The 26,019-nt window shown below is 71.4% G+C and carries 26 protein-coding genes; all 26 read right to left on the bottom strand.

What is annotated here, in order from left to right:
- Window position 1: 1 nt before the first annotated feature.
- A complete protein-coding gene (locus tag KAK06_RS05930) occupies window positions 2-670 on the bottom strand; it encodes a hypothetical protein (protein ID WP_210801000.1) in 669 nt (222 codons plus the stop codon).
- Between the two features lie 95 nt (window positions 671-765).
- On the bottom strand, window positions 766-3,732 hold the full coding sequence (locus KAK06_RS05935) for a protein kinase domain-containing protein (protein ID WP_210801001.1): 2,967 nt from the start codon (window positions 3,730-3,732) through the stop codon (window positions 766-768).
- A 39-nt stretch (window positions 3,733-3,771) separates the two neighbouring features.
- Window positions 3,772-4,722, bottom strand: a complete 951-nt coding sequence (locus KAK06_RS05940; RefSeq protein ID WP_210801002.1) for a Bug family tripartite tricarboxylate transporter substrate binding protein — start codon at window positions 4,720-4,722, stop codon at window positions 3,772-3,774.
- A gap of 21 nt (window positions 4,723-4,743) precedes the next feature.
- Entirely contained in the window at window positions 4,744-6,039 is a 1,296-nt protein-coding gene (gene fahA, locus KAK06_RS05945; RefSeq protein WP_210801003.1) for a fumarylacetoacetase, read from the bottom strand.
- 14 nt (window positions 6,040-6,053) lie between these two features.
- Window positions 6,054-7,172, bottom strand: a complete 1,119-nt coding sequence (locus tag KAK06_RS05950) for a porin (RefSeq protein WP_210801004.1) — start codon at window positions 7,170-7,172, stop codon at window positions 6,054-6,056.
- Window positions 7,173-7,268: 96 nt separating this feature from the next.
- Window positions 7,269-8,078 carry a cyclase family protein gene (locus tag KAK06_RS05955; RefSeq protein ID WP_210801005.1) on the bottom strand — a complete coding sequence of 270 codons (810 nt, stop codon included), beginning with the start codon at window positions 8,076-8,078 and terminating at the stop codon, window positions 7,269-7,271.
- A 12-nt stretch (window positions 8,079-8,090) separates the two neighbouring features.
- Window positions 8,091-8,816, bottom strand: coding sequence for a glutathione S-transferase family protein (locus tag KAK06_RS05960; RefSeq protein WP_210801006.1), 726 nt, complete (start codon window positions 8,814-8,816; stop codon window positions 8,091-8,093).
- 13 nt (window positions 8,817-8,829) lie between these two features.
- Window positions 8,830-9,591 (bottom strand): ABC transporter permease, encoded by a 762-nt coding sequence (locus KAK06_RS05965; RefSeq protein WP_210801007.1) that lies wholly within the window; start codon window positions 9,589-9,591, stop codon window positions 8,830-8,832.
- The gene (locus KAK06_RS05970) at window positions 9,588-10,352 is read right to left on the bottom strand and encodes an ABC transporter permease (RefSeq protein WP_210801008.1); all 765 of its coding nucleotides are present in this window, start codon (window positions 10,350-10,352) and stop codon (window positions 9,588-9,590) included. The genes KAK06_RS05965 and KAK06_RS05970 overlap by 4 nt, the downstream gene beginning before the upstream one ends.
- Window positions 10,345-11,169: an ABC transporter ATP-binding protein gene (locus KAK06_RS05975; RefSeq protein ID WP_210801009.1), complete on the bottom strand. Its 825-nt coding sequence runs from the start codon at window positions 11,167-11,169 to the stop codon at window positions 10,345-10,347. The genes KAK06_RS05970 and KAK06_RS05975 overlap by 8 nt, the downstream gene beginning before the upstream one ends.
- Before the next feature lie 13 nt (window positions 11,170-11,182).
- Window positions 11,183-12,130, bottom strand: coding sequence for an ABC transporter substrate-binding protein (locus KAK06_RS05980; RefSeq protein WP_210801010.1), 948 nt, complete (start codon window positions 12,128-12,130; stop codon window positions 11,183-11,185).
- A 146-nt stretch (window positions 12,131-12,276) separates the two neighbouring features.
- Window positions 12,277-13,008: a TetR/AcrR family transcriptional regulator gene (locus KAK06_RS05985; protein ID WP_210801011.1), complete on the bottom strand. Its 732-nt coding sequence runs from the start codon at window positions 13,006-13,008 to the stop codon at window positions 12,277-12,279.
- Between the two features lie 67 nt (window positions 13,009-13,075).
- Complete coding sequence (locus tag KAK06_RS05990; RefSeq protein WP_210801012.1) at window positions 13,076-14,077, bottom strand: aldo/keto reductase; 1,002 nt, start codon at window positions 14,075-14,077, stop codon at window positions 13,076-13,078.
- Window positions 14,078-14,136: 59 nt separating this feature from the next.
- Entirely contained in the window at window positions 14,137-15,090 is a 954-nt protein-coding gene (locus KAK06_RS05995) for a Gfo/Idh/MocA family oxidoreductase (protein ID WP_210801013.1), read from the bottom strand.
- Window positions 15,091-15,109: 19 nt separating this feature from the next.
- On the bottom strand, window positions 15,110-15,979 hold the full coding sequence (locus KAK06_RS06000; protein WP_210801014.1) for a class III extradiol dioxygenase subunit beta: 870 nt from the start codon (window positions 15,977-15,979) through the stop codon (window positions 15,110-15,112).
- Window positions 15,980-15,983: 4 nt separating this feature from the next.
- Complete coding sequence (gene ligA / locus KAK06_RS06005; RefSeq protein WP_210801015.1) at window positions 15,984-16,373, bottom strand: protocatechuate 4,5-dioxygenase subunit alpha; 390 nt, start codon at window positions 16,371-16,373, stop codon at window positions 15,984-15,986.
- A 16-nt stretch (window positions 16,374-16,389) separates the two neighbouring features.
- Window positions 16,390-18,051 (bottom strand): tannase/feruloyl esterase family alpha/beta hydrolase, encoded by a 1,662-nt coding sequence (locus tag KAK06_RS06010; protein ID WP_210801016.1) that lies wholly within the window; start codon window positions 18,049-18,051, stop codon window positions 16,390-16,392.
- A gap of 134 nt (window positions 18,052-18,185) precedes the next feature.
- Window positions 18,186-19,118, bottom strand: coding sequence for an amidohydrolase family protein (locus KAK06_RS06015; protein WP_310741049.1), 933 nt, complete (start codon window positions 19,116-19,118; stop codon window positions 18,186-18,188).
- Entirely contained in the window at window positions 19,096-20,046 is a 951-nt protein-coding gene (locus tag KAK06_RS06020) for an NAD(P)-dependent oxidoreductase (protein ID WP_210801017.1), read from the bottom strand. The genes KAK06_RS06015 and KAK06_RS06020 overlap by 23 nt, the downstream gene beginning before the upstream one ends.
- 9 nt (window positions 20,047-20,055) lie before the next feature.
- Window positions 20,056-20,739 carry a 4-carboxy-4-hydroxy-2-oxoadipate aldolase/oxaloacetate decarboxylase gene (ligK, locus tag KAK06_RS06025; protein WP_210801018.1) on the bottom strand — a complete coding sequence of 228 codons (684 nt, stop codon included), beginning with the start codon at window positions 20,737-20,739 and terminating at the stop codon, window positions 20,056-20,058.
- An 18-nt stretch (window positions 20,740-20,757) separates the two neighbouring features.
- Window positions 20,758-21,786 (bottom strand): amidohydrolase family protein, encoded by a 1,029-nt coding sequence (locus KAK06_RS06030; RefSeq protein ID WP_210801102.1) that lies wholly within the window; start codon window positions 21,784-21,786, stop codon window positions 20,758-20,760.
- Window positions 21,787-21,834: 48 nt separating this feature from the next.
- Entirely contained in the window at window positions 21,835-22,494 is a 660-nt protein-coding gene (locus tag KAK06_RS06035) for a substrate-binding domain-containing protein (protein ID WP_210801103.1), read from the bottom strand.
- Between the two features lie 96 nt (window positions 22,495-22,590).
- The gene (locus KAK06_RS06040) at window positions 22,591-23,553 is read right to left on the bottom strand and encodes a VWA domain-containing protein (protein ID WP_210801019.1); all 963 of its coding nucleotides are present in this window, start codon (window positions 23,551-23,553) and stop codon (window positions 22,591-22,593) included.
- The gene (locus KAK06_RS06045; protein ID WP_210801020.1) at window positions 23,550-24,113 is read right to left on the bottom strand and encodes a tetratricopeptide repeat protein; all 564 of its coding nucleotides are present in this window, start codon (window positions 24,111-24,113) and stop codon (window positions 23,550-23,552) included. The genes KAK06_RS06040 and KAK06_RS06045 overlap by 4 nt, the downstream gene beginning before the upstream one ends.
- A complete protein-coding gene (locus KAK06_RS06050; protein ID WP_210801021.1) occupies window positions 24,104-25,159 on the bottom strand; it encodes a vWA domain-containing protein in 1,056 nt (351 codons plus the stop codon). Before KAK06_RS06050 ends, KAK06_RS06045 begins: the two co-directional genes overlap by 10 nt.
- Window positions 25,156-26,019 carry a hypothetical protein gene (locus tag KAK06_RS06055; protein WP_210801022.1) on the bottom strand — a complete coding sequence of 288 codons (864 nt, stop codon included), beginning with the start codon at window positions 26,017-26,019 and terminating at the stop codon, window positions 25,156-25,158. Before KAK06_RS06055 ends, KAK06_RS06050 begins: the two co-directional genes overlap by 4 nt.

Genomic DNA, 26,019 nt, shown 5'->3' on the forward strand with positions numbered 1-26,019 from the left:
CTCAGGGCAGCCGGGGACCGTAGATCTTGTACGGGCCGGACAGGCCGGCCGTGTCGCTCTCGAAGCGGACCTGGCTGTCCTTGCCGACCAGCGGCGACTCGAAGACCAGCACCAGCTGTTCACCAACCTCGCTGGCGTCCAGGCAGCGGGCGAACTGGAAGCGCACCATGCTGCCGGCGCCTGGCGTGCGCCGTACCTTCTTGCCGGCGACATCGGCCGCCGGGGACGAGTCGGTGCGGCGGGCGGCATAGACCGGCAGTGGCGCCGGGTAGTTGAAGTTGTAGATCCGGAATGCGCAGATCTTGGCGGTCGCGGTGGACGACATGACCACCTGCGCATTCGAGGCGCACTTGGTGGTGGAGAAGGTGCTGTTGCCGATCACCTGCGTGAACACGCCGCTGGCCACGTTGCTGCCGATGTTGAATGAGAAGGGCACGGTGTACGTCAGCACCGTCGCACCCGAGAGGTCCGGGTTGGTGTCGGCATTGGTCGGCGGCAGGTTGTAGCCCACCCCCGGCTGCAGGTTGGTGAAGACCTCGGGCTGGACATCGCCGACGCCCTGCGTGCTGGGATTGGTCGGGCAGTTGGTGCCTGGACCGGCGGCCAGCGCGCCCGTGGACAGCGCGGTGAGTGCGGCCGCGGCCAGCAGGAGCGTAAGGTGGCGGGACATGGTCATCTCCAGAAGGGGTGTGCCTTGGACAACGCAGGATGCGCTGCAAACCCGGACATGCTGGCCGCGTTCGCCGGTGACAGGCAAGGTTCGGATTAGGGGGGCGACGCACGGGCCCAGGTCTGGCGGCGCACCTCGTCCAGGCCTCGGCGCAAGTGGGGTCCGAGCCCGGGCTGGGCGGCCCACAAGGTCTCGGCCTGCTGCCATTGGGCGCGGGCCGGCTCGAGCGCACCGCGCCCCGCGAGGCACAGGGCATGGCGCGCATGGGCGTCGATCAGCAGGGGATGGCTGGCGTTGGCCGGCCGCATCAGCGCGATGGCCCGCTCGAACAGGACTTCCCCGTCGGCATGCCGTCCCTGCGCACAGCGCAGCCGGGCCATCAGCATGGTCAGCTGGAACAAGGGATCGCGGAAGAGGTCGCCGCGGGGCGTCGAGCGCGCGACCTCGAAGCCCGGTTCGAGCAGGGGCGCCACTTCCAGGGGGCGGCCGCTGTCCAGCAGTACCGTGGCCTGCAGCAACTGCGCGCGGTGCTTGGGCGAGCCGTAGGCGGCCTCGCGACTGTCCTGCGTGGACAGGGCCTGATCCAGCAGGCGTGTGGCCTGGCTCAGGTCGCGCTCGGCCAGCGCCACGCTGGCCTGCCGGATCAGGGCATCCGCGACCAGCGGGTGGTCTGCCCCATAGGTGGCCACGATCCGCCGATGCATGGTCTCCAGGCTGTGGCGCGCGTCGGCATAGCGGCCGGTATCCAGCAGCAGTCGCGCCCACGACTGGTCCAGCGAGGGGTCGCTGTAGACCTGCTCCGGTCCGAGCTGGGCGCGCAGCGCCATGGCCGCGTCCAGCTCGCCCCGGGCGCGCTCCAGGTGGCCATCGAGCAGCAGCGCGCTGCCCAGCGCCACGCGGGCCTGCAGCACCTCGGTGGTCGGCATCGGCTCGGGCATGGCCAGCATCTGCTGCACCGCATGCGCGAGCATTTGCAGGCCGTCGGTGCGAACTCCGATGAAACTGGTGAGGCGGCCGAGATTGACCTCGATGCGCAGGGTCTGCGGATGTGCCTCGCCCAGCGTGCCCAAGGTGATGGCCCGTGCGGCACGGAACTCGCTTTCGGCCTGTGACAGCTGGCGGGCCACCCACAGGTTGCGTCCCAGGCGGTAGCGCAGGGTGGCCAGGCGCACCGAACGCTCGCCGAACAGCGTGCGCCGGATGTCCATCGACTCGCGGAACCGCGCCAGCGACTCCTCCACCTCGTTGCGTGCCAGCTCGATGTTGCCGAGCAGCTCCAGGGCCTGCGCCAGCTCGGCGCTCGCTGGGGCGATCTGCCGCAGCTGTGCCACGACCGGCTGGGTCAGTGCCAGGGCTCGGTCCAGGTGGCGCGCATCGAACTCCATCTGTCCGAGATCGGACTGCACGCCCAGGCAACCGACCGTGTCGCCGAGCGGTTCGCACAGCTGGCGGGCCTGGTCCAACGTGGTGCGCGCGCCGCGCGCGTCGTCGCTCCAGTACTGGCTCTGGGCGAGCGCACGCAGGGCCTCGGCCTGCCGAAGTGCCGGTGCCTGGAGCGCCTGCAGGGCCTGCACCCGCTCCTGGCGCAGCTTCAAGGCACTGGCGCTGAGTTCCAGGTCCTGCAGCAGTTGTCCCACCAGCATCTGCAGCTCGTCGCGCACCTCCGGGTGATCGGCCAGGCCACTGCCCAGCGTTCGGGCGCTGTGCTCCAGCAGGTCCTGCACGCTCTGGCCGCGCTTGCGCAGCGCGTCGGCCTGGTCGACGTCGTTGGTCTCGAACAGCGACACCAGGTAGTCCTTGATGCCGTTGGCCTTGGCGGCCTCCAGCCGGGCCTGTTCGCGCTGCCACAGCGCCACCCCCAGGGCCACGGCCAGCGCAGCCACCGCGGCCGTGCCCAGGCCCACGCCCAGGCGGTTGCGCTGCACGAACTTGCGCACGCGGTAGGCCAGGCGGTCGGGCTGGGCGCTGACCGGGCGCTGGCGCAGCCAGCGCTGCAGGTCGTCGGCGAATTGGTCGACCGTGCGGTAGCGCTCGTCGGGGTCGGTCTTCAGCGCCTTGAGCAGCACGGTGTCGAGGTCGCCGCGCAGCTGGGCCGCCCAGGGCGTGGTGGCAGCGGCGCTTGGGCGCTGCAGCCGGCCCTGGACGATGGCCTGCTCCAGCTCGACGCGGGTCTCGCGCTGCAGCGCGTAGGGCCGCTGACCGGTGAGCAGCTCGAAGGCCACCACGCCCAGCGCGTAGACGTCGCTGGCGGTGCCGATCGGCTGGGCCTGCACCTGCTCGGGCGAGGCGTACCAGGGCGTCATCACGCGGCCCAGCTGCTGGGTCAGCGCCAGGCCCTCGGCGGCTTCGTCGTCGAGCAGCTTGCCGATGCCGAAGTCCAGCAGCCGCACCTCGCCCTCGGGCGTGACCAGGATGTTGCCGGGCTTGAGGTCGCGGTGCACCACCAGCCGCGCATGGGCGTGCGCCACCGCGCCGGCCACCTGCAGCAGCAGGCCGATGCGTTCGCGCAGGCCCAGCTGGCGTTGGCTGACGTACTCGTCGATCGGCTGACCTTCCACATAGGCCAGCGCCAGCCAGGGCTGGCCCTCGGGCGTGACACCAGCGTCCAGGATGGGCGCGATGTGCGGGTGGTCCAGCCGCGCCAGGATGTCGCGCTCGCGGGCCATGCGCTCGGCCAGACCGGCCTGGCGCCAGGCGCCGCGCGGCAGCTTCAGCGCAGCGGGGCGCTTGAGCAAGCCGTCGACGCGCTCGGCCAGCCAGACCGTGCCCATGCCGCCTTCGCCCAGCAGGCGCGAGGGGCGCCAAGGGCCGATGTCGCCGGGCAGGTCCGGGGCGGCCGCGGTGTCCGAGGCGGCGATGGGCGGCAGGGTCTGGAATGCCTCGCCGCTGTCCGCGGCGGCCTCGGCCAGCAGGCGCTCCAGGCGCTCACGCAGCGGCTGCTGGGCGGCGGGCAACGCCGCCAGCCAGGCGGCGCGCTCGGCGCCAGGCAGGTCCAGCCCCTCGTCGAGCAGACGGCGCAACTCGGCGAAGGCGGCGGGGTCGAGGTCGGACAGTCCGCTCATACAGCCCGGTGATGGTAAGCCGCCGGGCCGTGCCGCGGCTCACTCAGGGTCGATCTTCGCGGCGCGCACGACGCCGCCCCAGTGGCGGATCTCGGCGGCGAGCAAGGCCTGCAACTCGGCCGGCGTGCCGCCGCGCGGCGTCACGCCCTGGGCCAGCAGCGTGCGCTGTACCGCGGGCTCGGCCAGCGCGGCCAGTGCGGCCTGGCGCAGGCGCTCGATGGCGGCGGCCGGTGTGCCCCGGGCCACGGCCAGCGCGTTCCAGCTGTCCACCTCGTAGTCGGCGACCCCTTGCTCGCGCACCGTGGGCACCTCGGGCAACGCGGCAAAGCGCCGCGCGCCGGTGACGGCCAGCAGGCGCAGGCTGCCGGCCTGCACCTGGGGCAGCAGGGGGCTGAGCACCTCGACACCCAGGTCGATCTCGCCGGCGCGCAGGGCCTGCAGCACCGCGGGCGAGCCCTTGTAGGGCACGACCACCGCGTCCAGGCTGCTGCGCGACTTGAACAGCTCGGCCGCCAGGTGCTGGGTGCTGCCCACGGCGATCGTGCCGACCGTCAGCTTGCCGGGGTTCGCTCGGCCGAAGGCGAGCAGCTCCTGCAAGGACCTGAAGCGCGATTCGGCCGCCACCGCCAAGCCCAGCTCGAAGAATCCCAGCGTGGTCACCGGCGCCAGGTCCTGCTGCACATCGAAGGGCAGCTTCTTCACCAGGTGCACGCTCACGGCCGTGGCGTTGCTCATCAGCAGCAGCGTCTGGCCGTCGGCCGGGCGCTGCAGCACCGCCTGCGTGGCGACGATGCCGCCAGCCCCGGGCCGGTTGTCCACCACCACCGGCTGGCCCAGCGTGGCCGCCATGGCCTGGCCCACGGTGCGCGCGGTCAGGTCGGCCACGCCGCCGGCGGCGAAGGGCACGACCAGGGTCACCGGTGTGGCCGCGCGTGCGGCGGCAGGCAGCAGCAGGGCGGCAGAGGCGTTCAGCAGGTGGCGGCGGAGCATGGCGCCACCATAGCAGGCGCCTCAGGCGGCGGGATGCACCGTGCCGCGGCAATCGCCAAAGCCGATGCGCGCCGCCCCAGTTCGCTCGCACCAGGCGCGCAGCACGAGGGTGTCGCCGTCCTCCAGGTAGCGGCGCTGGCTGCCGTCTGGCAGCGTCAGCGGCTGCTGGCCACCCCGGGTCAGCTCCAGCAGGCAGCCTTGCTCGCCCTCGGCGGGTCCGGACTGGGTGCCGGTGCCCAGCAGGTCGCCCGGGCGCAGGGCGCAGCCGCCCTCGGTATGGTGGGCCACCATCTGGGCCAGCGACCAGTAGCCGTGGCGGAAGCTGGTGCGGCTCAGCGTCACGCCCGGACCGTCCTGACCGGCAGGCACCAGCAGGGCTTGCAACTGGATGTCGATGCCGGCACTGCGCGGGTCGGGCGGTGCCAGGTGCGGCAGGTGTGGCGGGTCGTCGGCGCGGCGCGGCAGCGCGCAGCGGTAGGGCGCCAGCGCTTCCAGCGTGACCACCCACGGGGACACGGTGGTCAGGAAGTTCTTGGCCAGGAAGGGACCCAGCGGCATGGCTTCGAAGGCCTGCACGTCGCGCGCCGACCAGTCGTTGAGCAGGCTCAGACCGAACACATGACCCTCGGCCTGGCCCACCGGCACCGGTTCGCCGCGCCGTGTGCCCGGACCGACCCAGAGCCCCAGCTCCAGCTCGTAGTCCAGGCGCTCCACGGGCGCCAGGTGGGGGGCGTCCTGGCCCGGCGCCCGGGTGATGCCGCGGGGGCGCAGCACCGGGGCGCCGCTGACCTCGACCGTGGACGCCCGGCCGTGGTAGGCGATGGGCAGCCAGCGGAAATTGGGCAGCGGCGGCGCATCCGGCTGGAAGATGCGGCCGGCATTGAGCATGTGGTGCCAGGAGGTGAAGAAATCGGTGTAGTCACCGATGCGGGCGGGCAGGGTGAATTCGGCCTGGTCCTGGGGCCACAGGCAGCTGGCCAGCGCACGCTGCTCGACGGCGTCCTCGCGCAGCAGGCGCGAGAGCTCGCTGCGCAGCGCCCGCCAGGCCGTGGGTCCCAGAGCCATCAGCTCGTTGAGGCTGTCAGCCTGTGCCGCCCGCAGCGCGGCCAGCACCTCGGGCCGGGCGAGGCCGCTGCCCATCAGGCGCGAGAGATCCAGGATCTGGTCGCCGATCGCGACCCCGCCGCGCCAGCGCTCGCTGCTGCCACGCGGACGGAACACGCCATGCGGCAGGTTCTGGATCGGGAAGTCGCCGCCCTCGGCCTGGGCCGAGGCCACCCAGCTGCGCAGGGCCGGGTCGTGGGTGTGGTTGAGCATGGCCGCGCCCGATGTCAGAAACGGTGGCGGATGCCCAGGCCCAGCGTGCTGCCACTGGCCGAGACGATGCGGGGCGGCGCGCCCAGCGCGCGGGTGTCGGTCTGGTCGCGCAGCAGCATCGCGTAGGCATCGGTGCGCTTGGACAGCGTGTGGTCGTAGCCCAGCGTCAACACGCTGCGCTTGACGTTGCCGCCGGCCGCGGTGGCGGGCACCGGCGAGGGCGTGTCGCTGGTCTTGCGCTGGGCCCAGCCCGCCAGCACGCGGCCATTGCCCAGCGGCACGGCGGCGCTGAGCTCGGTCAGGCGGTAGCTGACGTTCTGCGGTGCGGCCTCGGTGCCATCGTTCTGCAGCCGGCCCAGGTGTGCATAGACCGTCAGCGCCGAGAAGGCATACGAGCCACCCAGCATCCAGGTCGATACATTGTTGGCGGTGGTGCCGTCGGCAAAGCTGACCGGGTTGCGCTTGACCGACTGCCAGGCCAGCGAGGCGGCGGCCGGCCCGCTGCGCCAGCCCAGCCGGGCGCCCAGGTTGCGTCCGCTGGCGTTGGCATCGGTGACGGCCAGGCTCAGGCCGACGCCGGCCATCAGCGGGCTGTCGTAGACCACGCTGGATGACCAGCCGGTGCCGCCGGCCTGCGGGCCGCCGATGTGGGTGACCAGGTTCAGCGGGCTGAAGACGGTGGAGTCGCCGAAGGCATTCGAGGTGATCGAGTTGATGAACAAGGGCGTGGTGAGGTTGCCTACGCGCAGGCGGCCGAGGCTGGTGCTGCCGATGCCCACCCAGGCGGCGCGCGACCAGAAGGGGTCGGCGGCCACGTTGACCGGTGCGCCGATCGCGTCATTGCGGCCGCTGGCGCCGGTGGCATTGCGGATGAAGCTGGAGAGGTCGAACTCGGCCGACCAGCCGCTGCCCAGGTCCTCGCTGCCGCGCAGACCGATGTGGCTGGTGGACATCCCGCCGCCATCCACCCGTCGATCGGTGGCATCGATGGCCTTGACGCCAGTGGCGGCGCCCTTGCCCTGGACGACGGCGGCGTCGAGCAGGCCGTAGACGGTGACGCTGGACTGGGCCAGTGCGGCGGGGGCGAGAGCGGCCAGTGCGCAGCTGGCCAGTAGGGTGCGGGTGGGTGTCATGGGTGTCTCCAGGAAGGGTCAGTGGGCAAGGCTCCGCCATGGCCGGCCCCGCGGGGGACCGGTCCGGAACGAGCAGGGGAAGGGGTCAGCGCCGCGTCATGGCGCGCTGGCGAGCAGGGTCTCGTCGAAGATGGCCACCGCGCGGGTCCAGCCCGCCGAGGCGCCGCGGATCTTGTGAGGGAAGCACGAGATGTAGAAGCCGTCGGGCGGCAAGGCTTCCAGGTTGTGCAGCTTCTCAAGGTGGCAGTAGCCGATGTCGCGCCCGGCCTTGTGGCCCTCCCAGATCAGGCCGGCGTCGTGCGTCTCGCCGTACTTGCGGGCGGTGTGCACGAAGGGCGCGTCCCAGCTCCAGGCGTCGGTGCCGGTCAGGCGGATGCCGCGTTCCAGCAGGTACATCGTGGCTTCGTAGCCCATGCCGACACCGGCACTGACGTAGTCTTTCTCGCCATAGCGCGCACCAGCGCGCGTGTTGACCACGACGATCTCCAGCGGCTGCAGCGTGTGGCCGATGCGGTCCAGCTCGGCCTCGACCTCGGCGGCGCTGACCACATGGCCGTCGGGCAGGTGGCGGAAGTCCAGCTTCACGCCGGGCTGGAAGCACCACGCCAGCGGCACCTGGTCGATCGCGATCGACGGCCGGCGATCGCCCAGGGCTGCGTCCATGGTGCTGTGGAAGTGCCAGGGCGCGTCCAGGTGGGTGCCGTTGTGGGTGGTCAGCTGCACCCGCTCGACCGCCCAGCCCTCGCCATCGGGCAGGTCCTCGCGGCGCAGGCCGGGGAAGAAGGGCGCGATCTGCTCGTAGGTGTGCTCGTGGGTGAAGTAGCTGATCTGCGGCTCCAGCCCGGGCGGGTCGGAAGCCACATCGTTTTCCAGGTAGATCGACAGGTCGACAAAGCGGCGGGTCATGGCGGGTGGGGGTCAGTGAAGGGTCAGGTCGCGCGAGCCGGGCACGAAGGTGGCCTCAAAGGCCGGGCGGTCCTGCATGCGGCGGTACCAGCGCGCCACCTCGGACAGGTCCTGCCACAGCATCGGCAGGCCCAGGTCGGCCAGGCGCACTACGGTGGGCAGGATGCTGATGTCGGCCAGCGTCATCTGTGTGCCGACCAGCCAGGGGCCGTCGGCCAGCGCGCCGGCCATGCGCTCGAAGGTTTGCCGCAGTCGTGCCAGCGCAGCGTTCAGTTCGTCGGGCGGAAAGCCGTGGCGGCCCATCTTCAGGTAGAAGTCGCGGCGCAGCGGGCGCTGCTCCGCATAGGCGCGGAACTCCTCGTCGCTCATCCGCTGGAAGTGCGGCACGAAGGCGATGTTGAAAGAGGGGTAGCGCACAGAGGGTGTGGCCACCTCGTCGAAGTACTGGCGCCAGGCGCGCATGCGGGCGCGCGCCAGCGCACTGGCCGGCCTCAGCGGGTGTGCGTCGAAGCACTCGTCCAGGTACTCGTTGATCACCGACGAGTCGATGACCGGCTCGCCCTCATGGACCAGCGTGGGCACGACGCCGTTGGGGTTGAGCCGCAGGTACTCGGGGCGCAGGTGTTCCTCGCGGTCCAGCTGCACACGGTGGTCCACCCAGTCCAGCTGTTTCTCGGCCAGCACCCAGCGCACTTTCTGGCTGCAGGTGGAGATCAAGGCGTGGTGCAGCTCCAGCATGGACAGCTCCTGATCAATGCGGGGCCTGCCAGCGCAGCAGGCGGCGTTCGGCCCAGGCCAGCAGGGCGTTGCTGAGCAGGCCGATCGTGCCCAGCAGCATCACGCCAGCAAACAGCTCGGCCGACTGAAACGAGCGCGCAGCCATCAGCACCGCCTGCCCCAGCCCGGCCTGCGAGGCCACCATCTCGCCCACCACCGAGACGATCAGCGACACGGTCAGCGCCAGCCGCATGCCCGCCAGGATGTCGGGCAGCGCGTGCGGCAGGGCGATGGTCCACAGGAAGCGGGTGCGGCTGAGTTGCAGCGCGGCACCCACTTCGGGCAGGCGCGGGTGCAGCGCGCTGACGCCGTGGATCGTGCCCAGCAGCACCGGCCACATCGCGCCCAGTGCCACCACCGACAGCACCATGCCCGGCGACAGCCCGAACACGGCCACCGCCAGCGGGATCAGTGCCGAGGCGGGCAGCGGGCGGATGAACTCCAGCGAGGGCTGCAGCCAGGCGCGGGCCGTGGCCGAGCGGCCGATCAGCGCACCCAGCGCCACGCCCAGCAGCGAGGCCAGGCCCCAGCCCAGCGCCATGCGCCCCAGCGTGGCCAGGCTGTGACGGGCCAGGTCGCCCTCGACCAGGCCCTCGCGCAGGCTGGCCAGCGCCGCCGCGGGCTCGGGCAGGAAGACCCGGCTGACCCAGCCCTGGGCGGTGACCAGGGCCCACAAGCCCAGCAGCGCACCCAGCACCGCCAGAGAGCCGGCGCGTTCGCTCCAGCGGGCGCTCACAACGCGGCTCCCATGCGGCGCGCCGCGGCCTGCTGCAGGCCCTCGGCGGCGGCATTGATGGCGTAGCCGATGACGCCGATCCAGGCCAGCCAGGCCATCATCAGCGCCGGGTCCAGGCTTTGCTGCGCAATCATCAGCGCATAGCCCATGCCGCTGGGGTTGGCGGCGATTTCCACCGTCACCGCCACCACCAGCGCCACCGCCACGCCCAGGCGCAGTGCCACGAACAGGCGCGGCAGCACGGCGGGCAGCACGATCAGGCGCAGGCGCTGCATGGCGCTCAGCTGCAGTGCCGCGGCCACTTCCAGCAGCCGTGGATGCAACTGCCGCACGGCGGACTGGGCCAGCAGCAGCATCGGCCAGAAGGTGGCGAAGGCGATCACGCTGACCTCCATCGACAGCCCGAAGCCGAACACCAGCATCGCGATCGGGATCAGCGCCACCGAGGGCACTGGGCGCAGCAGCTCGATCGACAGAAAGCTCATCGCCGCCGCACGGCGCGACAGGCCCAGCAGCGTGCCCAGGCTGATGCCGCCCACCATGCCCATGCCCAGGCCCAGCGCGGCGCTGCTCAGCGTGAAGCCGGTGGCGGCCCACAACGAGCCGTCCAGCGCCGCGCGCCACCAGGCCAGGAAGGCCAGGCTGGGCGGCGCCAGCGCGTCGCTGTGCTGGCCTAGGGTGCGGGCGAAGGCCTCCAGCGCCAGCGTCACCACCAGCGGCAGGGCCAGGGCGCGGGCCATTGAGCGCCAGCGATCAGCCATGGCCGTGGCCCAGGTAGCCGTACAGCTCGCGGCGCAGGCGCAGGAACTCGGGGTGCTCCTTGGTGGCCAGCTGCTCACGCGGGCGCGGCAGGTTCACGTCGATCACGCGGGCCAGGCTGGGGCGCTCGGCCGTGGGGTTGGCGCGCAGGGCGACCACGCGGTCGGCCAGGTAGATCGCCTCCTCCAGGTCGTGGGTGACGAAGAGCACGGTCAGGCCGGTCTCGCGCACCAGGCGCGCCAGCTCGTCCTGCAGGCCTTCGCGGGTCATCGCGTCCAGGGCGCCGAAGGGTTCGTCCATCATCATCAGCTCGGGCTGCTGGGCCAGGCAGCGGGCGATCTGCACCCGCTGCTGCATGCCGCCCGAGAGCTGCGCCGGGAACTTGGCGGCATGGGCGGCCAGACCCACGGTCTGCAGCACCTGCTGCGCCCGCGGGGCGCGCTCGGTCGCCGGCACCTGGGCGGCCTCCAGCGCCAGCTCGACATTGCCCTGCACCGTGCGCCAGGGCAGCAGCGCATGGGCATAGTCCTGGAACACGAAGGCCACCTCGCGCGACGGGCCACCCACCAGCCGGCCCTGGCGCAGCACCGCGCCGCCCTCGGGCCGCACGAAGCCGGCGGCGGCGCGCAGCAGCGTGGTCTTGCCGCAGCCTGACGGGCCGATGATGGTGATGAACTCGCCGCGGCCGATCTTCAGGCTGGTGGGTGAGAGGATCTGGCGGCCGCCCAGCTGCACGGCGACCTGGTCGAACTCCAGGACGGTCTCGCGCAGCACCGGGGCGGCGCCAGTGTGGATGTCGATCACGGGCAGGGCGCTCATGTCAGCGGCGCATTCAGGCGATCAGCCCGGCGTAGCTGGGCTCGGTCTTCAGGTAGCCCTGCTCGCGCATCAGGCCGCCCCACCATTGCAGCTGGGCCGTGGTGACCACCGGCCCCGGCGGCGAGATCTGCATGGCCTGGGCCACCGGCGCCGGCACCTTCAGGTGCTTGCCCAGCGCGGCGCGCACCGCGGCCTCATTGGCCGGCTTGGCCATGAAGGCGGCCGCCTCACCGATCGCATTGCGAAAGCCGCGCACCGCGGCCGGGTTCTTCTGTGCCCACTCCCGCGTGGCGGTGTGCAGCACGGTGGGCTGGCCCTCCGGCAGGAAGGTGGTGTAGTAGGCCGCCACGCGGCCCTCGCCGCTGGAGAGGATGCGCGACATGAACGGCCCGGCGGTGACCACCGCATCGACCGTGCCGCCGCGCAGCAGGTCGGCGTGCTGCGGGAACGGCGCCTCGACGAAGACCACCTTGGACTGGTCCACCCCATTGAGCTTGAGCCACTGGCGGAAGGTGATGTGCAGCAGCGCGCCCAGGCCCGGCACGCCGATCTTGCGGCCCACGCAGTCCGCTGGCGTGCGCAGGCTGTTGCCGGCGGCGGTGACCAAGCCCACCTCGGTGAAGCGCTTGGACAGCACGCCGCCGCCGCCGACCACCACATGGTCCATGCCGCCCGAGACCGCCTGCAAGTAGGCGGTGGGCGTGGGGCCGCCCATCTGCAGCGAGCCCGACTGGATGGCGGGCACGATGGTCGGGTTGATCGGGATGAAACGCAGCTCGATGTCGATGCCGTTCTTCGCGAACAGACCCTGCTCGGCGGCGACAAAGACGGTGGCGTAGTCGGTGACGGCCGAGTAGCCGTAGGCCACCTTCACTGCCGTCTGGGCGCGCAGCACGCCGGGGAAGGACAGGCCGCCCGCGGTGGCGGCAATCAGCTGGCGACGGGTCAGGGTGGGGTGCATGGACGAGGGTCTCCGGGTGGCGATGCAGGGCAGGCCCCGCACCAGGGTGCATGGACGTGACTGTGCCGCAGTTTGTACGATCGTACAAATTAGGGTTTGCCCTGGGCGTCCAGGGCCGCTGCGCACTGCAGCCAGGCGGGTGGGGGTCAGCGCTTGCGGGGGCGCGAGGGGCTGCCGGGCGCGCCCAGCACGGCGCGGAAGCCGCCCAGCAGGAAGACCAGCAGCCGCTCCTTGGCGGCCGGGTCGGCGGCGCGGTTCTCGCCGCGCGACAGGCGCTCGACGCGGCGGTCAGAGAGGAAGTGCAGCAAGGCGCCCAGCATGAACTGGTAGCACCAGGCCACCTGGCCGCGGCTGGCGCCGGGGGCGGTGCTCATCAGCGCATCGATGAAGGCGTGTGCCAGCGGGTCGAAGAACTCGCGGTTGCTGCGCTCGGATTCTTCGGTGGGCGCCGCCAGGTCGCGCGCCGCCATCAGCGCGTAGTACTGCCCTTCCGGGTGCTGGTGCAGCGCAATCAGCGGGCTGACGAAGGTGTCGACGATGCGCTCCAGGCGCAGCGCCAGATCGGGCTCCTGCATCACCGCGTCCAGCGCCTGCCGGCGGCCGGCGATGGCCGGGCTCCAGGTCTCGAAGATCGCGTGGTAAAGCTCGTGCTTGGCGCCGAAGTAGTAACCCACCAGCGCCAGCGGCACACCGGCCTCGGCGGCGATGTCGCGGATCGACACCGCGTGGTAGCCGCGCAGCGCGAACAGCTTCTCGGCGGCGAGCAGGATGTTGGTGCGGCGGTCGGGTTGGTCCTCGCGCGGCGCGCCGCGGCCGCTGGCTGGCCGCTTCGGGCGCGGGCTGGGCTCGGCGGGCGTGGGGTCGGAGGAGGGGGCCATGCGATCAGACGAGGACGGCGGGACGCCGACTATACGATCGTCCAAGACGGCCACGATCCCTGGCTGTTCAGGCGCTGAACTCCTCGGTATCGATCTCGGCCTGGGTGGTGCTGTTGTAGCGCGTGCCCTGCACGCTGCGCTGGTTGATCGCGCCGTCGAGCAGTGCCATCTCATCCGCCGATAGCGCCAGATCGGCCGCCGCGAGGTTGTCCTCCAGGTGCGCGACCGAGGTAGTGCCGGGGATCGGGATGATGTGCTCGCCGCGGTGCAGCAGCCAGGCCAGCGCCAGTTGCGCCACCGTCACGCCGCGCGCGTCGGCCAGGGCTTGCACCGGCGCCAGCAGCGCCCGGTTGGCGGCGTAGTGGCCGGGGGTGAAGCGCGGCATCGAGCGGCGGATGTCCTTGGCGTCGAAGCCGCTGACGTCGCTCAGCGTGCCCAGGAAACCACGCGCCACCGGGCTGAAGGCGACGAAGGCCACTCCCAGCTCGCGGCAGGCGTCGAGCACGGCGATCTCGGGGTTGCGGGTCCACAGCGAGTACTCGGTCTGCAGCGCGGTGATCGGGTGCACCGCATGGGCGCGGCGCAGCGTGGCGGCGGACACTTCCGACAGGCCCAGCGTGCGGACCTTGCCTTCGGCCACCAGCCGGCTCATCTCGCCCACCGACTCCTCGATCGGCACCTGCTTGTCCCAGCGGTGCAGGTAGTACAGGTCGATCACGTCGGTGCCCAGGCGGCGCAGGCTGTCTTCGCAGTTCCGGCGGATGGCCTCGGGGCGGCCGTCGATCACGCGCTTGACGCCGTCCGGGAACTGCACGCCAGCCATGCCGCCCTTGGAGCACAGCGTGATCTTCGAGCGATGGGGTTTGAGGACCGGCCCGACCAGTTCCTCGTTGGCCCCGAAGCCGTAGAGCGCGGCGGTGTCGAACAAGGTGCAGCCCAGGTCCAGCGCACGGGCCAGCAGTTCGCGGCCGGCCTCGGGCGAGGGCGGCTGTCCATAGGCGTGGCTGAGGTTCATGCAGCCCAGGCCGATGGCGGAGACGGTGAAAGGGCCGAGGGGTCGTTGTTGCATGGTGCGGAAGAAGAAAGAGAAACGGCGCCCCGAGAGGCGCCGCACAGCTTAGCCGGAGATCAGGCGAGTTGCTGTTCGAGCTGGTGCAGCACCTGGTAGCAAGCCAGCACGCCCGCCACGCTGCTGTTGGGCTGGCGGCCTTCGCGGATGGCGGCGAAGAACTCGCGGTCCTGCAGTTCGATGCCGTTCATCGACACGTCCACCTGGGAGACATCGATCTTCTCGTCCTTGCCGTTGAACAGGTCGTCGTAGCGGGCGATGTAGGTGGCGGTGTCGCCGATGTAGCGGAAGAAGGTGCCCAGCGGGCCGTCGTTGTTGAACGACAGGCTCAGCGTGCAGATGGCGCCGTTGGCGGCCTTGAGCTGGATGCTCATGTCCATCGCGATGCCCAGCGTGGGATGGATCGGGCCCTGGATGGCGTTGGCCTTCACGATGGGGCTGCCGCACTGGTAGGCGAACAGGTCCACGGTGTGGGCGGCGTGGTGCCACAGCAGGTGGTCGGTCCAGCTGCGCGGCTGGCCCAGCGCGTTCATGTTGGTGCGGCGGAAGAAGTAGGTCTGCACATCCATCTGCTGGATGTTGAACTCGCCCGCCTGGATCTTGCGGTGCACGTACTGGTGGCTGGGGTTGAAGCGGCGGGTGTGGCCGCACATCGCGACCAGGCCGCTGGCCTCGGCCACGCGCACCACCTCCTCGCCCTCGGCCAGCACGTCACACAGCGGGATCTCGACCTGCACATGCTTGCCGGCCTGCAGGCAGGCCAGGGTCTGGCTGGCGTGCATCTGGGTGGGCGTGCACAGGATGACGGCGTCCAGCTCGGGCAGCGCCAGGCTGTCGGCCAGTTCGGTGGTGACGTGCGCGATGCCGTACTTGTCGGCCACCTCGCGGGTCTTGTCCAGGTCGCGGCTGATCAGCGAGACCACCTCGACGCCGTCGATGTTCTGGATGCCGTCCAGGTGCTTGATGCCGAAGGCACCGGCGCCGGCCAGCGCCACCTTGATCGTCTTGCTCATGTTGTCCGTCCTTGGAGAGTCAGCGGTTGTTCTGCAGGATCAGGTGCCCGACCGCGGTGTTGCTGGCGGGCACATGGTAGAAGCGGTGCTTCACGGTGGGGGCCGGGCCGCCGGCCACATCGGCCATCGCGCCGCGGGCGATCAGCCACATGACCAGCTCGATGCCCTCGCTGCCGGCCTCGCGCACGTAGTCGATGTGCGGGGTGGCGGCGCAGGCGGCGGGGTCGGCGATCAGCTGATCGAGCCAGGCGTTGTCCCAGACCCGGTTGATCAGGCCGGCGCGCGGGCCCTGCAGCTGGTGGCTCATGCCACCCGTGCCCCAGATCTGCACCTTCAGCGGCTCGTCGTAGCTCTCGATCGCGCGGCGGATGGCCTGGCCCAGCTGGAAGCAGCGGCGGCCCGAGGGCACCGGGTACTGCACCACGTTCACCGCGAAGGGGATGACAGGGCAGGGCCAGGCGCCATGCACCGGGTCGCGCTGGCCGAACATCAGGCTCAGCGGCACGGTCAGGCCGTGGTCGACGTCCATCTTGTTGACGATGGTGAGGTCGAAGTCGTCCTGGATCACGCTCTGCGCGATGTGCGCGGCCAGCTCGGGGTGGCCCTTGACCATGGGCACCGGGCGCGGGCCCCAGCCCTCGTCGGCGGGCTTGAACTCGGCGGCGCAGCCGATCGCGAAAGTGGGGATCAGCTCCAGGCTGAAGGCGGTGGCGTGGTCGTTGTAGACCAGGAAGATGACGTCGGGCTTGTCTTCTTCGATCCACTGCTTCGAGTACTCGTAGCCCTGGAAGACGGGCTGCCAGTAGGGCTCGGCGCTCTTGCCCAGGTCGAGGGCGGCGCCGATGGCGGGCACGTGCGAGGTGTAGACGCTGGCGGAAATGTGGGCCATGGCTTCAGGGCTTCTCTTGGGTGTAGCGGTTGCCATCGGGGCTGCGGCCACCGGCCAGCATCATCGCGGCGTACTCTTCCTGGGTCATGCCCGTCATGCTGGCGGCCATGTACTGGAAGCTCTTGCCGTCGGTGGCGCCGATCTTGGCCAGGAAATAGATGTTGCCGCCGGCGGCGATGCAGCGGTTCAGGTCGCGGGTCAGCACGCCCTGTTTCTGCTCCTCGGTCATCGGCCACTGGTCCAGGTAGGCGCGCTCGTCGGCCTTGAACTTTTCGCGGTTCTCGGCCTTCATCAGGCTCATGCAGAACTGGTTGAGCCAGTAGCCCTTGCGCGACTGGTCGGCGTCGAAGATGGTCGTGCCGGGCACGTCACGGTAGGGTTTGTCGAGTGCCATCGCGGTCTCCTTCGGGTCAGGGCGCCACGCAGCGGAAGCTGCTGGCGGAGTCGGCGGGGCCGCCGCTGTAGCGGGCCACCTGCGGGTGCGGGCACAGCGGACGGCTGCGGTCCTTGGCCCAGTCGGCGGGCAGTTCCTTGTTGGCCGGGTTGACGCGGGCCACCAAGGCCTGCGGCGCACGGCCCTGCTCGACCCAGTCGACCAGCGCGCCCAGCGCGTCGAACTGGTCGGTGGCCGGGCCGCCGCTGCAGTGGGCCATGCCGGGCACGCCGTAGAAGCGCACCGTGTCAGCGCCGCCATTGGCCACCAGCTTGTCGACCCAGCGACGCGTGTCATTGACCGAGAACACCGCATCGCTGTTCCCGTGATAGACCAGCAGCTTGCCGCCATGGGCGCGGAAGCTGCTCAGCTGCGGGTTGTCGACATCCGGCGGCGTCATGAAGGCCATCGCCGACTCGTTGAAGGCACCGCTGGTGGCGCGGATCTTGGGCGCGTCGCGGTCGAAGTCGAAGCGCGTCAGGAAGGCCAGCAGCTCGGCCGGCGTGCCGGCGGTGGCGGTGGGGGGCGTGGTGAAGATATAGCTCAGCGAGCCGGCGCCCATGGTGGCGATCAGCGGCAGCTTGTCCCAGGGCGGGATCTGGCTTTCCAGCTTCCAGAAGCGCCAGTTGCCGGCGCCCAAACCGGCGTCCCAGGACCAGTCGCTGTAGAGCATCTCGCCGGCGCTGTTGCGCGGCCCGGCCAGCGAGCGCTTCAGGGCGCGCACCTGGGGTTCACTCAGGCATTCGGCGGTCTTGGCACCCGCGCATTGCACAGCGGCGATGTCCACCTGCGGCTGGCAGGCCGCCAGGTCGCCGACGATGCCGTCGGCCAGGCCATCGAGCGCATCGCAGCGCGCCAGCACATGGCGGGCCACCAGCTGCATGTCGGCCGGGCTGAAGGCCTGGCGGATGTCGGCGTGGGCCAGCTGCCAGCTCTGCACGTCCCAGGCGTGCTGCACTGCGGCCTTGGGCAGGTTGAAGCCGGGCGCGCCGGCCAGGATGCCGTCGTAGCGCTCACCGAAGCGGCTGGCCGCCACCAGACCGTGGCGGCCGCCGTTGGAGCAGCCGATCATGTAGTTGCGCTCGGGCGCACGGCCGTAGCGGCTGCGCATCAGCTGCTGCGCCACCGTGAACATCGTGTCGTTGGCGCTGTAGCCGTAGTCGCGCCGCGCCTGCGGGTCCTGGCCGAAGACATTGCCCTTGGCCAGGCCGGCGGCGGCGTTGGCCGGGGCGTCCTCGCTGTGGCCCGAGTCGGAACTGATGACCGCAAAGCCGCGCTGCAGCGCATTGGTGGGCAGCACCGGCAGCGCGCCCAGCGCCGGCACGATCTTGCCGTCATTGCCGCCGTTGACCTGGTGGACGAAGCGGCGGTTCCAGTCCATCGGCAGGCGCATCTCGAAGCCAATGGCGTAGGGCCGGCCGTCCAGGCCGGTGCGCTCATTGGCCAGGCCCTGCACCTGGCAGTGCGCTGGCGTGCCCTTGTCGTCGGCCGGCACCTCCTTGGCGCTGGTCAGGCGAACGTTCTTCAGGGCGCCGAGCGCCGCGGGCAGGTCGGCGCAGGCCACTGGCGTGGGCGCGACGGTGGCGCAGCTTGCCAGTGCGGCGGCGCTGGCCAGCAGGGCAGGGGTCAGCAGGCGCATGGGGTGTCTCCGGTCAGTTCTTGTGAGTCGTCTGGTCGTTCGCCCGTCCGTCAAGGCACGGCGCGGATCCGGCTTTGCCGGACCGCTGCCGCTGGCCCCCTCGGGGGGTAGCGAGCGCCAGCGAGCTCGGGGGCTCACTGTTCTTCGGGCCAGTACAGACGCATGGGGTTGGTGACCAGCAGTTTCTGCTGCAGCTCAGCCGTCGTGGCGATCTGCGGGATGAAATCGACCAGCAGGCCGTCGTCGGGCATGTGGTCCTTCAGGTTGGGGTGCGGCCAGTCGGTGCCCCACAGCACGCGGTCGGGGAACTCTTCCACCACGCGGCGGGCAAAGGGCACCACGTCCTGGTAGGCGGTCAGCTCGCCATCCAGCGCCTTCGGGCCGGTGACCGACAGGCGCTCCGGGCAGCTGACCTTGCTCCACACATTGGGGTGTTCGCGCATGAACTTCAGGAAGAGCGCGAACTCCGGGCCGTCGATCGGCTTGCTCACGTCGGGGCGGCCCATGTGATCCACCACCACGGTGGTGGGCAGCGCGGTGAAGAAGTCCCACAGCTCGGGCAGGTCCACCGCCTCGAAGTAGATCACCACATGCCAGCCCAGCTGGGCGATGCGGCCGGCGATCTCCATCAGCTCGTCCTTGGGCGTGAAGTCGACCAGGCGCTTGACGAAGTTGAAGCGCACGCCGCGCACGCCGGCCTCATGCAGGGCCTGCAGCTCGGCATCGCTGATGCTGCGCCTGACGGTGGCCACGCCACGCGCCTTGCCGCCGCCGGAGAGGCAGGCGTCGACCATCGCGCGGTTGTCGGCGCCGTGGCAGGTGGCCTGCACCACCACGTTGCGGGCGAAGCCCAGGTGGTCGCGCAGCGCGTAGAGCTGCTGCTTGCTGGCGTCGCAAGGCGTGTACTTGCGCTCGGGGGCGTAGGGGAATTCGGCGCCGGGGCCGAAGACGTGGCAGTGGGCATCCACCGCGCCGGCCGGCAGCTGGAAGCGGGGCTTGGACGGGCCGGTGTACCAGTCCATCCAGCCCGCGGTCTTGGTGAAGTCACCGCTGGTGGGTTTGCTCATGGGCGTCCTTGTGAAGGTGGTGCAGCAGGCGGTCGGACTCGGTGCGCCAATCCGCGCTGCGGGCGAAATCAGCGGTGGCGCGCGGGCCGAACAGGCCGGCGTCGGCCAGGTCGGCCATCCAGGCCTGGCGCTCGGCGGTGCCGCTGGCGCTGAAGGGCTCCAGGCCAGCCTCGCGCACGGTGGCCGCCACCTCGCGCACTTCCTCGGCGCGTCGGCGGCCATGCTCGATGACACGCTGGAAGAAGTAGGCGGCCTGCTTCTCCCAGTCGATGCCGGGGAAGGTCTCGTGCAGGCTGGCGATCACCGCGTCCTCCACACCAAAGTGGCGGGCGGTGGTGAAGCTCTCGATCACCATGGCCTCGAGGCCCTTGATCATCACGCTGCGGCACATCTTGGTGGCGCTGGCCACGCCCAGCCGGTCGCTGTGGGCGCGCGCGCCGTCGAAGCCCAGCGCCTGCAGCAGAGGCGCCAGCGCGGCGGCGTGAGCGCCGCCCAGCAGCAGCGGCACGCGGCTGCGGTAGGGGGGCACGCTGGTCATCACCGCGCCCTCGACATAGCGGCCACCGGCGGTATCGACCAGCTCGGCCGCGCGCTGTTTGGCGCCGGGCGAGGCCGAGTTCAGGTCCAGCACGAAGACCCCTGGCCGCAGCGCCGGAGCGCAGGCGGCCGCCACCGGCACGGCCTGGCTGGCGGTGACGGCGCTGATCACCAGATCGGCGTCGCGCGCCAGATCGGCGTGGTCGTCGGCCAGGGCCACGCCGTGGTCCAGCGCGTGGGCACGCAGCGCGGGCGCGGTGTCGGGCTGCAGCAGCTTCAGGTCGAAACTGCTGACGGTGATGCCGCGCGCACGCAGGTCTTCCGCCAGGATGCGGCCGACCTCGCCGTAGCCGATCAGGCCGACGTGCCAGTGCGCGGGATCAGCGTGCATCGCGGCCGCTCAATCGATGTACTTCAGGCCGGCCTTGGCCAGCGGCTCGCGCATCTGGTACATGTCCAGGCCCAGCACGCCCGAGGCCAGCTTGTCGCGCTTCTCGCCCTCAAAGCTCTCGCGCTTGGCCGCGGCGGCCAGCGTGTCCAGCGCACGGGCGGCGGGCACGCAGACCACGCCGTCGTCATCCGCCACGATCACATCCCCCGGCGTGACCCAGGCGCCGGCGCAGACGATGGGGATGTTGACCGAGCCCAGCGTGGCCTTGATCGTGCCCTTGGACGACACATAGCGGCTCCACACCGGAAAGCCCATCTCGCGCAGCACCTTGGTGTCGCGCACACCGGCCTCGATGATCAGCGCGCGCGCGCCACGGGCCATGAAGCTGGTGGCCAGCAGGTCGCCGAAGTAGCCATCGCTGCACTCGGCGGTGACGGTGGCGACGACGATGTCGCCCGGCTGGATCTGCTCCGCCGCGACGTGCATCATCCAGTTGTCGCCGGGCTGCAGCAGCACGGTCACCGCGGTGCCCGAGACCTGCACGTCCTGCTGGATCGGCCGCATGTAGGGCTTCATCAGGCCGACGCGGCCCATGGCCTCGTGGACGGTGGCCGAGCCCAGCGCGGCCAGGCCGTCGGCGGCTTCGCGCGGGGCGCGGGTGATGGTGCGGTGGCAGACGCCGAGTTCGTACATGGGGTGCTCCTGGGGGGGTCAGAGGCCCTTGGCCTTCAGGCGGGTGTCAAGGCGGGGGAAGACGCGGCGCGCGTTGCCTTCGAACACCTGGTAGCGCTGCTCATCGCTCAGGTTGGCGGTGGCGTTGACGTAGCGCTTGGTGTCGTCGTAGTAGTGGCCGGTGCGCGGGTCGATGCCCCGCACGGCGCCGATCATTTCGCTGGCGAACAGGATGTTCTTCACCGGAATCACCTCGGTCAGCAGGTTGATGCCGGGCTGGTGGTAGACGCAGGTGTCGAAGAAGATGTTGTTCAGCAGGTGCTCTTCCAGCACCGGCTTCTTCAGCTCCTGCGCCAGGCCGCGGAAACGGCCCCAGTGGTAGGGCACCGCGCCGCCGCCGTGCGGGATCAGGAACTTCAGCGTCGGGAAGTCCTTGAACAGGTCGCTGGTCAGGCACTGCATGAAGGCCGTGGTGTCGGCGTTCAGGTAGTGCGAGCCGGTGGTGTGAAAGCACGCGTTGCAGCTGGTGCTGACGTGGATCATCGCCGGGATGTCGTACTCGACCATCTTTTCGTAGATGGGGTACCAGTGGCGATCAGACAGCGGCGGGCTGGTCCAGTGGCCGCCCGACGGGTCGGGGTTCAGGTTGATGCCCACATTGCCGTACTGCTCCACGCACTTGACCAGTTCGGGAATGCAGGTGGCCGGGTCCACGCCCGGGCTCTGGGGCAGCATCGCGGCGGGCACGAAGTGCTCGGGGAACAGCTGGCTGACGCGGTAGCACAGCTCGTTGCAGATCGCGGCCCAGGTGCTGGAGGTTTCGAAGTCGCCGATGTGGTGCGCCATGAAGCTGGCGCGCGGGCTGAAGATGGTGATGTCGGAGCCGCGCTCCTTCATCAGCTTGAGCTGGTTGGTCTCGATGGTCTCGCGGATCTGGTCGTCGCTGATCTTCAGATCACTCGCCTTGGGCTTGCTGGAGGGGTCCTTCAGCGCGGCGATCTGCAGGTCGCGCCAGGCGCCCAGCGCAGCGGGGGCGGTGGTGTAGTGGCCGTGGACGTCGATGATCAGCGGCTGGGCAAGGCTCATGGGTGGGTTCCTGTGGATGGAATCTGGGAGTCAGGCGGGCGTCATGCCCTGGCGCTGCTTGGCCTCGGCGGCCACTGGCGAGGCCATGAAGGCGAGCAGGTTGCGCACGGCGGTGGGTTGCGTGCAGGTGGCACAGACCGCGCCGGCAAAGATGGTGTCGATCTGCACCGCATCGGGCAGCGGCCCGGCGATGGTGATGCCGCTGACATGGATCAGCTCGGACAGCTGCTGAAAGCCCAGCGCCACCTGGCCCGAGGCCACCAGCGTGCCCACCGGCACGCCGGGCGGCGGGGTGACGATGCGCTCACGCAGGGTGTCCATCACGCCCCAGCGCTCGAACAGTGCGGCCAGGGCCACGCCGCTGGGGCCGGTGGAATAGCTCAGCGAGGGTGCGGCCAGCACCGCGGCACGCAGCGCGGCCTCGCTGGACAGCTCGGGCAGCGGGGCGCCGCTGCGCACCGCGACGGCCACACCCGAATGCACCAGGTCGACACGGCTGCCGGGCAGCGCGTGGCCACTGGCGATCAGGCGATCGATCGCCTCCGAGGCCAGGATCACCAGGTCGAAGGCCTCGCCGGCGGCAACGCGCTTGGCCGCGTCCACGCCGCCCACCGAGGCGATCTGCACCGGCTCGCCGCCGCGGTCCTGCCAGGCCTGGACCAGGTCGGTCAGCAGCAGGCGGGTGGCCATCGATGAGATGCCTTGGATCACGGGTGCAGTCTCCGCCAGGGTGGAAGTGGGCGGATTCTGGTCAGCCGCAGTCATGCCGGCTAGGCAATGCCGGCTCTATCTGCTATTTCTGAACGGCATGGGAATACGGACGCCCTGGCGCAGGGCTGGCAGCAGCACGGCCAGCCACAGCAGTGCGGCCAGCCCGGTGGCCGGACCGCGCAGCGACACCGGGCCCGGCACGGCGTGGGCCAGCGCGGGGTCCATCAAGGCCTGGCGCAGGCCGCGCGCGTCACGCAGGCGCAGGTAGGCCAGGCCCGTTTGCCGCGCCAGCGCCTGCAGGTGGTACTCGCGCAGGCTGCTCAGATGTTCACGGCCCGGGGTGGCGTCGGGCATCGCCGGGATCACCTGCGAGGCGGCGGCGGGGTCGTTCGGGTTGTGCACCCGGCCGGCGGTCTGCAGCACGTCGGCGGCGCCCCAGGTGCCGATCGGCCGGCCCTGCGGATCGTGGCGAGGGATGGGCACGGGGGTGTCGCCGCCGACGCCCACCACCACGCCGGCCACCGCCCCACTGGCGCCGTTCCAGGGCGGCGGTGCACGCGGGTCCAGCGGCGGCGATTCGTGGCCGTCAGTGATGAAGACCAGCGCCGGTGGGCGGGGCAGGGCGGCCAGGGTCTGCAGCGCGCCGTAGAGGCCCTTGGCCAGTTCGCTGTTGCCGCTCCAGGCCATGGCCGAGTCGATCGAGGCCAGCGTGCCGCGCAGCTCGGTGAAATGCGCGCAGACCTCGACCGGCGCCAGCAGCACCAGGCTGCGGTACTCGGTGAACACACCCAGGCCCAGACGGCTGCCGCAGGGCAGTTGCTGGAGGGCCTCGAGCAGCAGCGCGCGGCTGCGCACCAGGCGGCTGTGCGGCTGCGGATCGTCGCCCACCGGCATGTCCTCGGCGTCCATGCTCTGGGTGATGTCCAGCACCACCAGCGCGTCGAGCTGCGCCTGCTCGCCGCTCCAGGTGGGGTTCCACCAGGCCAGCGCCAGCAGCAATGCGGTCGCGCCCAGCAGGGCTTCGCGGCGGCGGATCATGGCAGGCCCTGGCTGATCGCGCGCATCGTGGTGGCGGCGCGCTCGCCGCGGGCCGGGCCGGCGGCGGACAGGTCCGGCGCGTCTTCCTCGGGGTTCAGGCGCAGCGCCCGCTCCAGGTTGTAGCGCGCGGCGTCATCGCCCGGATCCTGGCGCAGCAGCTCGCGGTAGGCCTCCTTGGCGAGTTCGACCATCGGATAGGCCGCGTCCGCCTGGCCGGCGTCGCGCAGCGCCACGGCCTGACGCATCAGCGCGTTGGCGCCGTTGAAGCGGGCCGCGGGGCCCAGCCGCGGATCGTCATGCAGCGCGCGGAACAGCCCCAGCGCGGCGTCGTGCTGGCCATCGGCCGCCAGGCGCTGGGCGCGGGCAAAGCGCTGCGCGGGCGGCGCTGCGGCGGGCACGGCCGAGGCGGCCACGGGCGCGCGCAGCGCGGCCTGCACGCTGTGGCGCAGCACCTGGCGCTGGCGCGCCTGCCAGGCGGCGTGGGTCAGCAGGACGGCGGACAGCAGCAGCAGCGCCCAGGGCGCCAGGCGGCGGGGGCGCCAGCGCGGCGTCAGGCCCATGCCGGCAACTCCTTGCGCGCTGCCCAGCCCAACGCCAGCGCGCAGACCAGGGCCAGCCCCAGGCAGGCGCCGGTCAGGTCGCGGCGGGGCACGGTGTCGGTGGTGGTGATGGGCAGGTTCTCCAGGCGCTCGACATCGGCGATGGCCCGCTGCAGCGCCTCGGGCGAGCCGGCCTCGTAGGCGGTGTAGGGTGTTCTCAGCGAGCGGAAGAAGCGGTGCAGGAAAACCTCGGGCACGGTGTTGGCGGCCTCGGCGTCGCTGCCGGGCTCGACCTCCAGGCCGGGGCTTTGCGGTGCCCGCAGGTAGATCCAGACCAGGCGCACGCGGTGGCGCGCCAGCGCCTGGGCGATGGCGTCGCGGGTCTCCTGCTCGAGGTGGTCGCCGCCGTCCGACACCAGCATCAGCACCCGCGAGCCGGTGTAGGCGCGTTGTTCGAACAGCGACAGCCCGCCCAGCACGGCCGCGCCAATGTCGGTGTTGCCGATGCCGCGGCCGATCGCGCCGGCCTCGATCGCGGCCTGGATGGCGGCCGGCTTCTCGGTGAAGCCCAGTACCTTCAATGGGCGGCTGCTGAACACCATCATCGCGAAGCGATCCTGCGGCCGCCGGGCGGCGAAGGCTGACAGCTCGCGCCGCGCCAGCTGGGCCTTGGTCAGCCGCTCCTCGGCCGAGTGGCGTGCGGTGACGCCATAGGTGGGCGTGTAGCCGGCCATCGGACCGGTGCTGCCCATGGGCGTCTGGTCCATGCTGCGGCTGCGGTCGAGCAGCAGCACGATCTCGGCGCCACGGCCCTCGCGCTGCACCTCGTAGGCCGGCCGGTAAGGCTGGGCCAGGGCCAGCACCATGGCCGCCAGGCCCAGGCTGGACGCCGCGCGCAGCGCCAGCGCCAGCGCGCGCGAGGCGGCGTCGGCCGGCCACAGCGCCAGGTGGGCGAAGCGCCGCGGCCGCAGCACCGCGGCACCGGGCACGGCCCAGGGCAGCAGTGCCAGTGGCAGTGTCCACAGCCAGGCGGGGTGGACGACGCCGAGCCAGTCGATGCCGCTCATGCGTGCGCCTCCGCCTGCGCCAGCTGGCGCAGCAGCGTGCGCAGGCGGGTGGCCAGCGCGGCGTCGTCGCGGCCCGCTGCCGGCGCGAAGAAGTGGCAGGCCGAGGCGTCCAGCACCGCACGCAGCTCGGTCGCCAGCGGCGCGTAGGCAGGGCGCTCGGCCAGCCAGGCGTCCAGGTCCTCGGCCTGCACGGCACGGCCAGCGTCCTCGTCGATCGCGCGGTGCAGTCGGCGCAGCTGCGCGTCCAGGCTGGCCTCCTGCCGCAGCGCGCGCCAGGCGCGCGCAAAGGGCCGCTGACGGCGCCACCACAGCGGCCGGCCGAGGTGCCGCCATCCCAGCCAGGCGGCGGCCAGCAGCGTCAGCGCGGCGCCCAGCTGGGCCTGCTGGCGGATCGGGGCGATCGGCTGCTGTGGCAGCGGCCGGTCGGGTTGCAGCGGGCCCAGGCCAGCGCGCTCGGGCGGCTGCGGCGGCGTCAGCGGCCCCACCACCAGCGGCCAGGCCTCGGCGCGCAGCACCGCCTCGCGGCGTGTGGCACCGGCCGGCAGCGTGACGCGCAGCGTCAGCGTCGGCAGCTCGCTCACCGCCGGCTGCTCGGGCGAACGCATCACCTGGTAGCGCAGGCGCAGCGTCTGCTCGGCGGCGTCCGCGGCGCCCTGGTGCTGCAGCGAGCGCAGCTCCAGCGCGCCCTGGGTGCCGGGCACGGGCAGGCTGGATGTCTCCAGCCGCGCGCCGGGCGGCAGACGCAGGTGCAGCTGGCGCTCGACCACATCGCCCAGCCGGTGGCCGTAGGCCACGGGCTCGGTGGTGGCGAGCGTGGGCACCTCGACGGCGGCCAGGGCGGCGCCGCAGCCCAGGGCCAA

It is taken from the genome of Ideonella aquatica (assembly GCF_018069755.1).
Classification (GTDB): domain Bacteria; phylum Pseudomonadota; class Gammaproteobacteria; order Burkholderiales; family Burkholderiaceae_C; genus Ideonella; species Ideonella aquatica.

What these genes read in the sequence shown, in the direction of transcription:
- KAK06_RS05930 (WP_210801000.1), bottom strand. Translation starts at nt 670, where the DNA reads ATGTCCCGCCACCTTACGCTCCTGCTGGCCGCGGCCGCACTCACCGCG.
- KAK06_RS05935 (WP_210801001.1), bottom strand. Translation starts at nt 3,732, where the DNA reads ATGAGCGGACTGTCCGACCTCGACCCCGCCGCCTTCGCCGAGTTGCGC.
- KAK06_RS05940 (WP_210801002.1), bottom strand. Translation starts at nt 4,722, where the DNA reads ATGCTCCGCCGCCACCTGCTGAACGCCTCTGCCGCCCTGCTGCTGCCT.
- fahA (WP_210801003.1), bottom strand. Translation starts at nt 6,039, where the DNA reads ATGCTCAACCACACCCACGACCCGGCCCTGCGCAGCTGGGTGGCCTCG.
- KAK06_RS05950 (WP_210801004.1), bottom strand. Translation starts at nt 7,172, where the DNA reads ATGACACCCACCCGCACCCTACTGGCCAGCTGCGCACTGGCCGCTCTC.
- KAK06_RS05955 (WP_210801005.1), bottom strand. Translation starts at nt 8,078, where the DNA reads ATGACCCGCCGCTTTGTCGACCTGTCGATCTACCTGGAAAACGATGTG.
- KAK06_RS05960 (WP_210801006.1), bottom strand. Translation starts at nt 8,816, where the DNA reads ATGCTGGAGCTGCACCACGCCTTGATCTCCACCTGCAGCCAGAAAGTG.
- KAK06_RS05970 (WP_210801008.1), bottom strand. Translation starts at nt 10,352, where the DNA reads ATGGCTGATCGCTGGCGCTCAATGGCCCGCGCCCTGGCCCTGCCGCTG.
- KAK06_RS05975 (WP_210801009.1), bottom strand. Translation starts at nt 11,169, where the DNA reads ATGAGCGCCCTGCCCGTGATCGACATCCACACTGGCGCCGCCCCGGTG.
- KAK06_RS05980 (WP_210801010.1), bottom strand. Translation starts at nt 12,130, where the DNA reads ATGCACCCCACCCTGACCCGTCGCCAGCTGATTGCCGCCACCGCGGGC.
- KAK06_RS05985 (WP_210801011.1), bottom strand. Translation starts at nt 13,008, where the DNA reads ATGGCCCCCTCCTCCGACCCCACGCCCGCCGAGCCCAGCCCGCGCCCG.
- KAK06_RS05990 (WP_210801012.1), bottom strand. Translation starts at nt 14,077, where the DNA reads ATGCAACAACGACCCCTCGGCCCTTTCACCGTCTCCGCCATCGGCCTG.
- KAK06_RS05995 (WP_210801013.1), bottom strand. Translation starts at nt 15,090, where the DNA reads ATGAGCAAGACGATCAAGGTGGCGCTGGCCGGCGCCGGTGCCTTCGGC.
- KAK06_RS06000 (WP_210801014.1), bottom strand. Translation starts at nt 15,979, where the DNA reads ATGGCCCACATTTCCGCCAGCGTCTACACCTCGCACGTGCCCGCCATC.
- ligA (WP_210801015.1), bottom strand. Translation starts at nt 16,373, where the DNA reads ATGGCACTCGACAAACCCTACCGTGACGTGCCCGGCACGACCATCTTC.
- KAK06_RS06010 (WP_210801016.1), bottom strand. Translation starts at nt 18,051, where the DNA reads ATGCGCCTGCTGACCCCTGCCCTGCTGGCCAGCGCCGCCGCACTGGCA.
- KAK06_RS06015 (WP_310741049.1), bottom strand. Translation starts at nt 19,118, where the DNA reads ATGAGCAAACCCACCAGCGGTGACTTCACCAAGACCGCGGGCTGGATG.
- KAK06_RS06020 (WP_210801017.1), bottom strand. Translation starts at nt 20,046, where the DNA reads ATGCACGCTGATCCCGCGCACTGGCACGTCGGCCTGATCGGCTACGGC.
- ligK (WP_210801018.1), bottom strand. Translation starts at nt 20,739, where the DNA reads ATGTACGAACTCGGCGTCTGCCACCGCACCATCACCCGCGCCCCGCGC.
- KAK06_RS06035 (WP_210801103.1), bottom strand. Translation starts at nt 22,494, where the DNA reads ATGGCCACCCGCCTGCTGCTGACCGACCTGGTCCAGGCCTGGCAGGAC.
- KAK06_RS06040 (WP_210801019.1), bottom strand. Translation starts at nt 23,553, where the DNA reads ATGATCCGCCGCCGCGAAGCCCTGCTGGGCGCGACCGCATTGCTGCTG.
- KAK06_RS06045 (WP_210801020.1), bottom strand. Translation starts at nt 24,113, where the DNA reads ATGGGCCTGACGCCGCGCTGGCGCCCCCGCCGCCTGGCGCCCTGGGCG.
- KAK06_RS06050 (WP_210801021.1), bottom strand. Translation starts at nt 25,159, where the DNA reads ATGAGCGGCATCGACTGGCTCGGCGTCGTCCACCCCGCCTGGCTGTGG.